13 protein-coding genes are annotated in these 12,559 nt (G+C 71.7%); 7 read left to right on the forward strand and 6 right to left on the reverse strand.

Annotation, left to right across the window (positions count from 1 at the left end; translation table 11 throughout):
* Positions 1–2 precede the first annotated feature (2 nt).
* The 3 genes from FZO89_RS08315 (at position 3) to FZO89_RS08325 (ending at position 2,257) form a co-directional block, all read left to right on the forward strand.
* On the forward strand, positions 3–725 hold the full coding sequence (locus tag FZO89_RS08315) for an SDR family oxidoreductase (protein ID WP_149102813.1): 723 nt from the start codon (positions 3–5) through the stop codon (positions 723–725).
* 16 nt (positions 726–741) lie between these two features.
* On the forward strand, positions 742–1,245 hold the full coding sequence (locus FZO89_RS08320; RefSeq protein ID WP_149104098.1) for a tRNA (cytidine(34)-2'-O)-methyltransferase: 504 nt from the start codon (positions 742–744) through the stop codon (positions 1,243–1,245).
* Between the two features lie 448 nt (positions 1,246–1,693).
* On the forward strand, positions 1,694–2,257 hold the full coding sequence (locus FZO89_RS08325; protein ID WP_149102814.1) for an OmpO family porin: 564 nt from the start codon (positions 1,694–1,696) through the stop codon (positions 2,255–2,257).
* A 314-nt stretch (positions 2,258–2,571) separates the two neighbouring features.
* Here the strand turns inward: FZO89_RS08325 and FZO89_RS08330 are convergent, their stop codons facing one another.
* The 5 genes from FZO89_RS08330 to FZO89_RS08350 form a co-directional block, all read right to left on the reverse strand.
* Positions 2,572–3,612, reverse strand: coding sequence for an NAD(P)H-dependent glycerol-3-phosphate dehydrogenase (locus FZO89_RS08330; protein WP_149102815.1), 1,041 nt, complete (start codon positions 3,610–3,612; stop codon positions 2,572–2,574).
* 3 nt (positions 3,613–3,615) lie between these two features.
* Positions 3,616–4,149 (reverse strand): protein-export chaperone SecB, encoded by a 534-nt coding sequence (gene secB, locus FZO89_RS08335; RefSeq protein WP_149102816.1) that lies wholly within the window; start codon positions 4,147–4,149, stop codon positions 3,616–3,618.
* A 55-nt stretch (positions 4,150–4,204) separates the two neighbouring features.
* The gene (locus tag FZO89_RS08340; protein WP_149102817.1) at positions 4,205–4,642 is read right to left on the reverse strand and encodes a rhodanese-like domain-containing protein; all 438 of its coding nucleotides are present in this window, start codon (positions 4,640–4,642) and stop codon (positions 4,205–4,207) included.
* Between the two features lie 328 nt (positions 4,643–4,970).
* Entirely contained in the window at positions 4,971–5,387 is a 417-nt protein-coding gene (locus tag FZO89_RS08345; RefSeq protein WP_262378577.1) for a hypothetical protein, read from the reverse strand.
* Between the two features lie 65 nt (positions 5,388–5,452).
* Complete coding sequence (locus tag FZO89_RS08350) at positions 5,453–5,920, reverse strand: YiiD C-terminal domain-containing protein (protein WP_149102818.1); 468 nt, start codon at positions 5,918–5,920, stop codon at positions 5,453–5,455.
* A gap of 71 nt (positions 5,921–5,991) precedes the next feature.
* Between FZO89_RS08350 and FZO89_RS08355 the strand changes: the two genes are divergently transcribed.
* The 4 genes from FZO89_RS08355 to FZO89_RS08370 all read left to right on the forward strand — a co-directional run bounded on the left by FZO89_RS08355 (position 5,992) and on the right by FZO89_RS08370 (position 10,520).
* Entirely contained in the window at positions 5,992–6,795 is an 804-nt protein-coding gene (locus FZO89_RS08355; RefSeq protein WP_149102819.1) for a uroporphyrinogen-III synthase, read from the forward strand.
* Positions 6,796–6,809: 14 nt separating this feature from the next.
* A complete protein-coding gene (locus FZO89_RS08360; RefSeq protein ID WP_149102820.1) occupies positions 6,810–7,784 on the forward strand; it encodes a uroporphyrinogen-III C-methyltransferase in 975 nt (324 codons plus the stop codon).
* 91 nt (positions 7,785–7,875) lie between these two features.
* A complete protein-coding gene (locus FZO89_RS08365) occupies positions 7,876–9,129 on the forward strand; it encodes a heme biosynthesis protein HemY (RefSeq protein ID WP_149102821.1) in 1,254 nt (417 codons plus the stop codon).
* A 140-nt stretch (positions 9,130–9,269) separates the two neighbouring features.
* Positions 9,270–10,520, forward strand: a complete 1,251-nt coding sequence (locus tag FZO89_RS08370) for an MgtC/SapB family protein (protein ID WP_149102822.1) — start codon at positions 9,270–9,272, stop codon at positions 10,518–10,520.
* Between the two features lie 122 nt (positions 10,521–10,642).
* Here FZO89_RS08370 and FZO89_RS08375 read toward each other — a convergent pair whose 3' ends face one another.
* Positions 10,643–12,514 carry an ATP-binding cassette domain-containing protein gene (locus FZO89_RS08375; protein WP_149102823.1) on the reverse strand — a complete coding sequence of 624 codons (1,872 nt, stop codon included), beginning with the start codon at positions 12,512–12,514 and terminating at the stop codon, positions 10,643–10,645.
* Between the last annotated feature and the right edge of the window lie 45 nt (positions 12,515–12,559).

The raw sequence follows: 12,559 nt of genomic DNA on the forward strand, positions 1-12,559 counted from the left end.
CCATGCCCGACCGCCACGCCCTCGTCACCGGCGCCAACCGCGGCCTCGGCCTGGAGTTCGTCCGCCAGTTGCTCGCCGCGGGCGATCGGGTGGTCGCCGCCTGCCGGCGCCCGGGGAAGGCGACCGCCCTCAACACCCTGGCCGGCGAACATCCCGGGCGGCTGCACGTACTGCCGCTGGACGTGGCCGACCCGAAGTCGCAGCTGGAGCTCGCGCGCGAACTGCCGCTGGTGCTGGGCGAGGACGACGCCGGCGCGCCCGGTCGCCTCGATCTTTTGATCAACAACGCCGGCGTGCTGCACTCGGGCGAGCGCTTCGGCGCGCTGACCGCGGCGAACTTCGAGGACAGTTTCCGCACCAACGCCCTCGGCCCCCTGCTGCTGACCCAGGCGCTCGCGCCGCTGCTGTGCGACGGGGCGAAGGTCGCGAACCTGTCCTCGGAACTCGGCTCGATCGCCTCGACCAGCCGCTTCGGCACGCCCAGCTACAACCTCAGCAAGGCCGCGCAGAACATGGCCACCGTGCTGCTGGCACGGGCCCTGGCCGAACGCGGGATCATCGTGGTCGCGCTGCATCCCGGCTGGGTCCGCACCGAGATGGGCGGAGCCGGGGCCGAACTGGAGCCGGCCGAAGCGGTCGCAGGCCTCCTGCGGACCGTCGCCGGCGCGACCGCCGCCGACAGCGGGCGCTTCCTCGACCGGAGCGGTGCGCCGGTGGAATGGTGATCCTGCCCGCGGGTACCTGCGCGAGAATGCGCGCAACGCCGCCACCCGCCACCCCGTGTTCGACCTGCTGCTCCACCAGCCCGAAATCCCGCCCAATACCGGCAACGTGATCCGCCTGTGCGCCAACACCGGCGCCCGGCTCCACCTGGTGCGGCCGCTGGGCTTCGATCTCGACGACCGCCAGTTGCGCCGCGCCGGGCTCGACTACCACGAGTACGCCACGTTGCGGGTACACGACTCGCTCGAGGCGGCGCTCGCCGCGATCGCCCCGCCGCGCCTGTTCGCGCTGAGCGCGCGCAACAGCATGCGTTACGACGCACCCCGCTACGCGGCGGGCGACGCGTTCCTGTTCGGCTCCGAGACGCGCGGCCTGCCCGACGGGGTGCTCGCGCGCATCGCGCCGGAGCGGCGGCTGCGCCTGCCGATGCAGCCGGGAAACCGCAGCCTCAACCTGTCCAACGCGGTGGCGGTGGTCGCGTTCGAGGCCTGGCGGCAACTCGGTTTCCCGGGCGGGACCTGAGCCGGCCGACTCGATCGCGCAGCCCGGAGCTCCGACCCCGCGATCCTGCGACGCCGACTTCCGGGGACGGAGGGGCTCTCCACGCGGGGCGTTCCGCGAGCGGCCACCCGGGTCATGGGTCGGATCGCAACGCCGCCAAGCCTGCCGTTGCGCACGCTCGCATCAGCGGGGCCGGGGGCCGACCTGCTTCCGGTCGCAGCGCCCCGACCGCGCCTGCCCGTGGCGCCAGCCTGGGACGGCAGTCCGCCCGACTCCTTCGGCGCAGCTCCGGACCAGATCGAACCGGAAAAGTTCCTGAACCTGCCAGTACAGTATTCAGTCCCGGTTGCGCCGGGTTGTCGAGAATGCGCGTGCCGCCCCGGGTGGAACCGTTTTCCCCGACGGTGAGCCCCCTCCCTCTCCACCCGGGCGGCTCCTCACCTACAAGAAACCAAAAGGCATTTCCCCGATGAAGCGCGTGTCCCTCCTGGGCCTGGCCATTGCCGCTGCCCTGCCGTTTGCCGCCTCCGCCGCCGAAGGCGTGTCCTACAACTACGTCGAGGCCGGCTATGCGGCCACCAACCTGAGCGACGGCCTGCCCGACGCCGACGGCTTCGGGGCCCGGGCCTCGATCGCGTTCCATCCCAATTTCCACGTGTTCGGCGATTACACCAACCAGGAATTCGACGACACCGGCTTCGACGCCGACCAGTGGCGCGTCGGTTTGGGCTACAACCACGAGATTTCACCGCGCGCCGACCTGCTGACCCGCGTGGCCTACGAGAAGGTCGATTTCGGCAGCGCCGGCGACGCCGACGGCTGGAGCGTCGAGGCCGGCGCCCGCGGCGCGTTCACCAGCAATTTCGAGGGCTACGCCCTGGCCGGCTACCAGGACGGCGACGAGATCGACGGCGACTTCTACGGCCGCCTCGGCGCCACGGTGAAGTTCAACCGGAACTGGGGCCTCAACGGCGACGTGAAGGTCAGCGACGGCGACACCGCCTGGTTCGTCGGCCCGCGCTTCACCTGGTAAGGCTGGAAAGCATCGCTGTCCGACCCCATCTCCACAGCGCAAGACGCGACGTCGTCCCTCCCCTCTCTCCCGACGTCGCGACATGGCCCGGCCGGCAACGGCCGGGCTTTTTTTTGGTCCTTGTCCAATGTGAGGGGGCCTGGCCCGGTTGTCGGCAATTTGGCACGGGCTTGCGGCCGGGGTCGTTCCGGGCCGGGTAGCAATCCCCGGGCATCCGGGCGCGGCGTCCATCCGAAGTCCCGACCGGGACATCTCCATCGCGGACCATTTCTCCCTCACGTGGGAGAAGAACCTTTCCTATGGTCCGCTGCCTGCTAGGCGGCCGGGGCGGAGTCGAACAGGGCCTGCGGGTATTCCGCCTTGCGCTGGCGCGCCATCAGGCGGACCAGCCCCTCGGCCGGGGTGATGTCGCCGTGCAGCACGGCGCGGACGCTGCTCGAGATCGGCAACTCGATGCCGTGGCGCTCGGCCAGGCGCATCACCTCGTCGGCGGTCTGCACGGACTCGACCACCTGCCCGATCTCGCGCACCGCCTCGTCCACGCTCTTGCCGCGGCCCAGGGCCAGGCCCAGGCGCCGGTTGCGCGAGAGGTCGCCGGTGCAGGTCAGCACCAGGTCGCCGAGGCCGGCCAGGCCCATCAGGGTCTCCGGGCGCCCGCCGATCGCGGCGTTGAGCCGCAGCATCTCGTTCAGGCCGCGGGTGATCAGGCCGGTGCGGGCGTTGAGGCCGAGTTCCATGCCGTCGGCGACGCCGGTGGCGACCGCCAGCACGTTCTTCATCGCGCCGCCGAGTTCGGCGCCGCGCATGTCGCTGCCGGTGTAGGCGCGGAACTCCGGGCCGTGCAGCACGTCGGCGACCTGCTGCACGAAGGCCGCATCGTCGCCCTGTACGGTCAGTGCCGTGGGCAGGCACTGCGCAACCTCCTTCGCGAACGAAGGACCGGTCACCACCGCCAATGGGACGTCGTCGCCCAGCACCTCGGCCGCGACCTCGTGCAGGAACCGTCCGGACCCCGGTTCGAAACCCTTCGCCGCCCAGGCCACGCCGGCATGCGCCGGGCGCAGCGGCGCCAGCGCGTGCAGGGTCTGCGTGAAGGCGTGCGAGGGCACCACCACCAGCACCAGGTCGGCACCATGCAGGGCGGCGGCGAGGTCGGTGGTGGCGCGCAGCGACGCCGGCAACGGAATGCCGGGGAGGTAGCGCGGATTCTCGTGGCGCCGGTCGATCGCCTCGACGATCGCGGCGTCACGGCCCCACAAGGTGGTGGGAAAGCCGTGACGCGCGATCAGCGCCGCAAGCGCGGTGCCCCAGGAACCGGCACCAAGGACCGCGACCGAATCGGCCGGGGTCGTCATGGCTCAGGCGTTGCCGGCCGTCTCGCTGCTGGCCAGGTCGCCGTTGCCGGCGCCCTGCTGGGCCTGGCGCTGGCGCAGCCCTTCCGCATACAGCGCGTCGAAGTTGATCGGCTGCAGCAGGAACGGCGCGAAGCCGCCGGACTGGATCAGGTCGCCGATCAGCTGCCGCGCGTACGGATACAGCACGTTGGGGCACTGGGTGCCGAGCAGCGCATCGGTCACGTTCGGCTCGAAGCCGGTCAGGCCGAACACGCCCGCCTGCTGTACTTCGACCATGTACACCGAATTGCCCTCGCCCTCGCCCGCGGTGCAGGTCAGGGTGACGCCCAGCACCACCTCGAACACGTTCTCGCCCAGGCGCTGGACGCGCTGGTTGAGGTTCATGTTGATCTGCGGCGCGTTCTGCTCGTTGAACACGTGCGGCGCCTTGGGCGACTCGAACGAGACGTCCTTGACGTAGATCTTCTCGACGCTGAACTGCGGGCCATTGGGCTGTTGCGCGGGCACGGCGCCGCCGTTGGGGGCTTGCTCGGACATCCTGGGACTGCTCCGGTATCTGGTTCGGAAAGAGGGCGATTATCGCACTTCGGGCTCAGCCACGCCCCTTGGCCAGCGGCAGGTCGGCCTGCTGCCAGCCGCCGATGCCGCCGTCGAGCACGAAGACCCGCTCGAAACCGGCCTTCTTCAGCCGCTTGGCGGCGTCGCCGGCGGTGAACCCGGTCTTGCACACCAGCACCACCGGCAGCGCCCTGGCCGCGGCGAGCTTCTTGTTCTCGGGATCGAACTGGCTCATCTGCACGTTCTTCGAGCCGGGGATGTGGCCCTTGTCGAAATCCGCGATCGGGCGCAGGTCCACCACCAGCGCGTTGTCGCGGTTGACCAGCGCGGTGACCTCGGCCGGGCGCACCGTCTTGAACGGACGCAGCAGGCCGAAGATCTCGTTCAGGATGATGCCGCCCGTGAGCCCGACGAAGATCAGCGACAGCATCTGTTGGCGGCCGGCGAAGGCCAGCAGTTCCTGGAAGTCCACGGCGGATCGGGGTGCGGGAGGGGACGGGATTGTCGCACAGGGGCGGGGGTTGGGCGGCGTTGGCCGCTCCCTCGGCGGCCGGATGCGTCGCGCCCGGTCCGAACTGGTCGCCGGTGTCTTTCGACACGCCTTGCCTGGGCATGCCATGGGAATCAAGAGCTTCCGTCCGCCTCCGGCGGCCGGGTTCATTTCTTTTGATAAGCGTCAAAAGAAATGAACCCGCTCGCCTGCGGCGAGCGGAAGCTCTTACCGTTCAATCCTTTGGACCGATCTGATCCGGCGACCGCCGCCTCGATCGAAAGAGAACGCGATCAGCCCGTCGACCCGCTCACTCCCCCGCCCAGAAATCCGGCAAACCCCCGGTGATCCACCACGCCTTCTTCTCCGCGTCGTAGCGCCACTGTTCGGTGTAGCGCATCGTGCGCTCGGCCATGGTGTGGCGGTTGACGACGCCGATCTCGATCTCGCGCAGCGCCTCGGTCTCGCCCGGACTGGAAGCGAGGTCGCGATAGTGCGACACCTGGATCTGCTTGTAGCGTTCGAACTCCAGTGCGCTCATCGGGTTCGCATCGCGAAACGCGGGATCGACCAGGTTCCACGCGCCCTCGAAGTCGCCCCAGCGGATCGCCGCGGAAAAGTTGTACTGGGCACGCTCGAGCGCCGACATCTGGCTGCCGGTGCTGGCGCAGCCCACCAGCAGCAGCGCGATCGCGCAGGCCATCCACCATTGTCGCGATTGCCGCATCGACCTGCTCCCCGGTTTCGATGACGCCATGCTAGCAGTCCGCCGGAAGTACCGCGGCCAGCGCCTCAGGCCGGCCTGAGGATCGCGGCATAGCGCGAGCGTGCCCGGGTGGCGATGCCGCCGTCGGGCAGCAGAACGTGCGAGTCCAGCGTGGCCCGTGCCCGGCCGCGGCTGCGCAGGGTGGCCAGGAAGACGTCCCAGGACGCGTCGCCGTCGAGCCACGCCTCGGCGCGCAGGTCCGCGAGCAGGGGGGTGAGGTAGCGCACCTGGGAGTCGGCGACATAGACATCGGCACGCAATCCCGCCTGTTCGATCTTCATCGCGGTCAGGCCCCAGGCGGCGAGCGTCATCAGCGACACCAGGCTGCCGCCGAAGGCGCTGCCCTTGTCGTTGACGTTGGCCGCGAGCGGCGCCTCGAGCCGCAGGCGGTCGTGCGTGCAACCGGTGATGCGCAGCCCGATCGCGCGCGCCGGCGGCATGGCGAGGAGTTGCGCTTCCATGGCGCGCAGGGCGTCGTCCGGGAGTTCGGTCATGTGCGGAAGCATCGTCAGGAGGGGGAGCGGGCCGCTTGCGGCGTGCGGGGCCAGGCACCAAGCTGGCGAACATGTCGCCGGATGCCGCCACGCCGAAGCTGCGCGAATGCTACGTGATCTCGCTGCGTCCCGTCGGCGGCCACGCGCCGATGCGTCGGGCCGCCGCCGCGCACGGCGCGCGCGTGCTGGCGCTGTCGCCATGGCGGATCGAGCCGCGCCGCGATGCCGTCGCGCGCGCGGCCCTGCGCGAGGCACTGCAGGGCGACATCGTGCTGTTCACCAGTCCGTCGGCAGTGCGCGCGGCGGCCTCGCTGCAACGCCTGCGTGCACGGCGCGGACAGGCCTGGCTGGCGGTGGGCTCGGGTACGGCCGCGGCGCTGCGACGCGTCGGCATCGCCGACGTGGCCGCACCTTCGCGCATGGACAGCGAAGGCCTGCTGGCGCTGCCCGCGCTCGGCGCGGTGCGCGGACGCAGCGTCGGCCTGGTCACCGCGCCGGGCGGACGCAACCTGATCGCGCCGACGCTGGCGCGGCGCGGCGCGCGCGTGCTGCGCGCCGAGGTCTATGCGCGCGTGCCGCTGACGCCCACGCCGCGGTCGCTTGCGCGCCTGCGCGCGCTGGAGGCACCGGTCTGGCTGGCGCTGAGCAGCGGTGAAGCCCTGCAACGCCTGCTCGATGCGCTCCCGGTGGACCTGCTGTCCCGGCTCCGGCGTGCGCGTGTATTGGCGGCCAGCGAACGGCTGGCGCAACTGGCGCGCGCCTCGGGCTTCGCCGACGTGCGCATCGCCGCCGACGCGCGCCCGCGTTCGCTGCTGGCGGCCGGGGCCGGCCCCGCACGACGTTCCAAGGCATCGGATAGCATGCGCAGCTCCTGACGTCCCCCGTGTCGATGAGCGATACCCCCACAGTTCCCGCCGCATCCCGCAGACGCACCGGATCCGCCATCGCGTGGGTGCTGGTGCTGGCCCTGCTGGGGGCGGCCGCGTTCGCCGGCTGGCAGCGCTGGGAGGCGGTGCGTGAGGCCGGCATGCGGGCGGCCGACGCGGACCGCCAGCGCATCGGCTCGCTCGAGGAGCGGATCGCCACCCTGCGTCGCGACCAGCGCGCGCAGACCGCCCGGTTGCAGCAGGCCGAGGCGACCAACCGGCTGTTGCGCGAGGAAGTGATCGGGCTCGGCCAGCGCGCGGCCCTGGTCGAGGAAAGCGTGCAGCGCCTCGCCGATCCCGAACGCGATGCCGCGCAGGCGCTGCGCCTGGACGAAGTCGAACTGCTGCTGGCGCAGGGCCAGCAACGCCTGCAGCTCGCGGGCGACCTCGACGGCGCCCGCCAGGCCTACGCGCTGGCCGCGCAACTGCTCGACGGGATCGCCGATCCTGCCTGGCTCGACCTGCGCCAGGCGCTGACCCAGGAACGCGCGGCCCTGGACGCGCTGGGTGAAGACCCGAAGGCCGTGGCCGCCGGCCGGCTCGAGGCGTTCGCGGCGGCGCTGCCGTCGCTGCCCCGGGAGGCGTCGGCGGCCAGGGCGGCGCCGGCATGGTGGGAGCGCGCGTTCTCGAAGGTCGTCGACGTGCGACCCAGCGCCGCAGCGGTCGCGGTCGATCCGGCTGATCGCGCGGCCGGCCTGGCCGCGCTGCAACTGGAACTGACCCTGGGCCAGGCCGCGATCGAGCGTCGCGACGAGGCCGGCTATCGCGCAGCGCTGTCCCGCGTCGATGGCTGGCTGCTGCGGCTGTGGCCGGATTCCGCCGAGCGCGCAGATCGGCGCCGGGCGCTGCAGGCGCTGCGCCAGCGCCCGCTGAGGGTCGAACTGCCCGCGCTCGGTTCCACGCTCACCCAGCTGCGGCAGCAGCGCAGCGCCCGCTGAGCGCGCGTTCAGCCACTGCACACGGCCTCAACGCCGTCCGCGCGAGGCTGGGGCACGGGCCGACGGGGCCAGCCGAACGAAGGAGCCCACGATGAACCTGTTCCGCAACCTGCTGCTGTGGCTGGTGCTGGCCCTGGCCGGCGCCCTGGTGGCGCAGCTGCTGCTGTCCCAGGACCCGGGCTACGTGCTGGTGCGCTGGCGCGGCTACGACTACACCACCACCGTGCTGGTGGGCATGGCGCTGCTGTTCGCCGCGGCGTTCGCGCTGTGGCTGCTGTGGACGCTGCTGTCGCTGCCGTTCCGCGCCTGGGGCAGGCACCGCGACACCCGGGCGCGCACCCGCGTCGGCGACGGTTTCGACGCCCTGCACCAGGGTCACTGGTCGCGCGCCGAGAAGCTGCTGGCGCAGGCGGCCGAAGACGAGCGGGTGGAGGCGGCCGCGCGCATCGGCGCCGCGGAAGCCGCACTGGCGCGCGGCGACGCGGCCGCCGCGCGCGCGCACCTGGAAGCGTTCGGCGAGCGCCACCCCGCGTCGCGCGCGATCGCGACGGCCGAACTCGCGCTGCGCGACCAGCGCCCGACCGATGCGCTGGTCGCACTCGACGCGCCCGCCGCGCAACCGCTGCCGCCGCGGGGACTGGCCCTGCGCGCCGAGGCGCTGGGCAGCAGCGGGCAGGCGGCGCAGGCCTGGGGTCTGCTCGGCGCGTTGCGCCAGCAGCATGCCTGGCCCGAGGCGGTGCTGGCCGAACGCGAACTGGCCTGGGCGGAAGCTTCGTTGCGCGAGGCGCCGGATGCCAATGCGCTGGCCGAGCGCTGGGACGCGCTGCCCAAGCCGCTCAAGGCCGAACCGGCGGTGGTCGGCGCCTACGCATCGCGCGCCGCGGCGTTCGGCTGGGATGACGCGGCAACGAAGAGCATCGAGCACGCGCTCGACACCCGCTGGGACGAGGCGCTCGCCACCCGCTACGGCCTGCTGACGGTCGGTCGCATCGAGCACCGTCGCGCCCAGGCCGAAACCTGGCTCAAGGCCCACCCCGCGAGTCCCGCCCTGCTGCTGACGCTTGCTCGCCTGGCGCAGGCCAGCGGCGACTGGCCGCGATCCGAAGCCTACCTCCACCGCGCGCTGGCGCAGGGCGGTGGCGCGGACGCCTGGGAAGCGCTCGGCCATGGCTATGCCGCCGCCGGCGACGACGCCCGCGCCCGCCAGTGCCATGCGAACGCGCTTGCGGCCGCGCGCAGCGAAGCGGTGACGCCGCTGCCGGCGCGCGATCTGCACCAGCAGATCGCCGACGAAGCGGTGTTCGAGGACCGCGACGAACATGGCGTGCCGAGGCTGCGGGGCTGAGCCTGCCGCCCCCGATGCCGCGGCAGGACGACGTCGCGCGTCCTGCCCGGTAAACGCGGGCCGCCACGCCCGTGCATCGCACGGGACAGGCCGCGTCCCGCTGCCCGCGAACGCATCGGGGGCCATGGCATAGTGCGGCGATGCCCGAGGCCGCCGACCTGCCCCTGCTGTCCCTGACCACTGCGCTCGGCGCCGGCCTGCTGATCGGCCTGCTGTACGAACGCCGCAAGGACGGCGACCCGGCGATCGCGGCAGGCCTGCGTACGCACACGCTGGCCGCGCTGGCCGGCGCTATCGCGCTGTGGATCGGGCTGCCCGCATTCATCGCCATCCTGCTGCTCGCGGGTACCTTCGCCGCGCTGAGCTACCTGCGTACCAGCCAGACCGATACCGGCATCACCGCCGAGATCGCGCTCCTGTGCAGCGTGCTGCTGGGCGGCCTGGCGATGCGCGAACCCGGGGCCGCGGGCATGCTCGCGGTGCTGATCGCGATCCTGATCCAGGCCAAGGCGCGATTGCACCACTTCAGCCGCGAGGTGATCAGCAACCGCGAGATCGCCGACGGCCTGGTGCTGCTCGCGTTCGCGCTGATCGTGCTGCCGCTGCTGCCGGACGAGCCGATCGGGCCCTACGGCGCGCTCAACCTGGCCACGGTGTGGAAGCTGGTGGTGCTGGTGATGGCGGTCGGTGCGCTCGGCCATGTCGCGCTGCGCCTGATCGGCAGCCGCTGGGGCCTGCTGCTGTCGGGTTTCTTTTCCGGCTACGTGTCCTCGACCGCGGCCACCGCCGGCTTCGGCCAGCGCGCGAAGTCCGAGCCGGCGCTGCTGCATGCCGCGACCGGGGCGACGATGCTGGCCAACCTCGCCTCGCTCAGCCTGTTCGTGCCGATCCTGCTCGCGGTCGCGCCCGCGCTGCTGCCGGTCGTCGCCCTGCCCCTGCTCGCGGCGGGCGCCGTGCTGGTTGCCGGTGCGCTGCTGGGCGTACGCCGCAACGGCCGCAGCGAAGCGCCGCCGCCCTCCGCGGAGACGCGCATGTTCCGTATCGGCCAGGCGATCGGACTGGCGGCACTCATCGCCGGCGTGCTGGTGGTCTCGCACGTCGCCGCGCACTGGCTGGGGCCGAACGCGGCGCTGGCCACCGCGTTCCTCACCGCGTTGGCGGAGCTGCAGGCCGCCACCGCGACCGTGGCCACGCTGTTCCGCGACGGCACCATCGACACGCGCCAGGCGCAGTGGGCGGTGGTCGGGCTGGTCGCCGCCAGCTCGATCGCCAAATCGGTGGTCGCCTTCGTCAGCGGTGGCCGCGCGTTCGGCCTGCGCATCACCGCCGGATTGCTCGCGGCCACGGCCGCGGCGGCCGCGGTGGCGCTGCTCGACGTGTTTCCTTCCTAGACGGTGCGGCAGTCGCCCCGACGCCGTAGCCCGGATAAGCGCAGCGCATCCGGGGAGTGCGCGCGGGGTCCCGGATGCGCTGCGCTTATCCGGGCTACGGGACGGCTACGGCGGGCACAACCTCATTCGGCCTCGAGTTCCTGCCATCGCGCATAGGCGGCGTCGAGTTCCACCTGCAGTTGCGCGAGCGCCAGGTTCGCGGCGGTGATCGCGCCGCCATCCTGCTGGAAGAACGCGGGCCGGGCCATCGCCGCGGTGCGCGAGGCGATCTCGCCTTCGAGCTGCTCGATGCGCGCCGGCAGCTGCTCGAGTTCGCGCGCCTGTTTGAACCCGAGCTTGCGCCGGGCCGGCGCGGGCGCGGCCGAAGAAGCGGCGGCTTGCGCCACTGCCGCATCGGGGGCGATGGATTGCGTGGCCGCGGTCGGCCGCTGCCGCAACCAGTCGGCATAGCCACCGACGTATTCGCCCAGCCGGCCCTCGCCCTCCAGCACCATCGTGCTGGTCACCACGTTGTCGAGGAAGTCGCGATCGTGGCTGACCAGCAGCAGGGTGCCGCGGTAGTCGGCCAGCAGTTCCTCCAGCAGTTCGAGCGTCTCCACGTCGAGGTCGTTGGTCGGTTCGTCCATTACCAGCAGGTTCGACGGCTGCGCGAACAGCCGCGCCAGCAACAGGCGGTTGCGCTCGCCGCCGGACAGGCGCGTGATCGGCGCGCGCGCGCGCTCGGGTGTGAACAGGAAATCCTGCAGGTAGCCGACCACGTGCCGGCGACTGCCGTTGATCTCGATGAAGTCCTGCCCTTCGGCGACGTTTTCCAGCGCGTTGCGGGTGTCGTCGAGCTGGCTGCGGTGCTGGTCGAAATATGCGACCTGCAGACCGGTGCCCAGCCTCACCTCGCCATGTTGCGGCACCAGTTCGCCGAGCAGGATCTTGAGCAGCGTCGACTTGCCCGAGCCGTTGGGGCCGATGATGCCGATGCGGTCGCCACGCAGGATCGTGGTGGACACGTCGTCCAGCAGCACACGCCCGTCGTAGGACTGGGTCACATGGCTGGCCTCGATCACCTTCTTGCCGGAGTTGCGCGTGCTGGCGACTTCCATCCTCACGTTGCCCGACAGCTCGCGCCGCTGCGCGCGCTCGCGACGCATCGCCTTCAATGCGGTCACCCGGCCCTCGTTGCGGGTGCGGCGGGCCTTGATGCCCTGGCGGATCCACACTTCCTCCTGCGCCAGCAGCTTGTCGAAGCGCGCGTTCTCCTGCGCCTCGGCATGCAGGCGCTCCTCGCGGCGGCGCAGGTAGTTGTCGTAGTCGCCCGGCCAACTGGTGACGCGGCCGCGGTCGATCTCGACGATGCGCGTGGCCAGCGCGCGCAGGAAGCTGCGGTCGTGGGTGACGAACACGATGCTGCCGGCGAACGACTTGAGGAAGCCCTCGAGCCAGGCGATCGCCTCGATGTCGAGGTGGTTGGTGGGTTCGTCCAGCAGCAGGATGTCGGGGTTTCGCACCAGCGCCTGCGCCAGCAGCACGCGGCGCTTCATGCCGCCCGACAGCGCGCCGAAGTCGGTCTCTTCGGGCAGTTCCAGCCGCGCCAGCACCTGCTGCACCCGGCTGTCGAGGTCCCAGCCGTGCTGCGCCTCGATCTGCGCCTGAGCCTCGCCCATCGCCTCCATGTCGCCGTCGTGCAGCGCATGGTGGTAGCGCGCGAGCAGGCGCCCGAGGTCGCCCAGGCCGAGCGCGACCACGTCGAACACCGTGCCCTGCGTGTCCTGCGGCACTTCCTGCGCCATGCGCGCGACCACCACGCCGCCCTGAACCCGGATCTCGCCGTCGTCCGGCCGCAGTTCGCCGGCCATCAGCCGCATCAGCGTGGACTTGCCGGCACCGTTGCGACCGACGATGCACACCCGTTCGCCGGGTTCGATGGTCAGGTCGACGTGTTCGAGGAGGAGCGGCCCGCCGACGCTGAAGTCGACGCGCTGGATCTGGAGGAGAGGCATGACGCCATTCTACCGGCGCGGGGATACGCCCCGCGCCGGGTACGT

The organism is Luteimonas viscosa (genome assembly GCF_008244685.1).
GTDB classification, from domain to species: domain Bacteria; phylum Pseudomonadota; class Gammaproteobacteria; order Xanthomonadales; family Xanthomonadaceae; genus Luteimonas; species Luteimonas viscosa.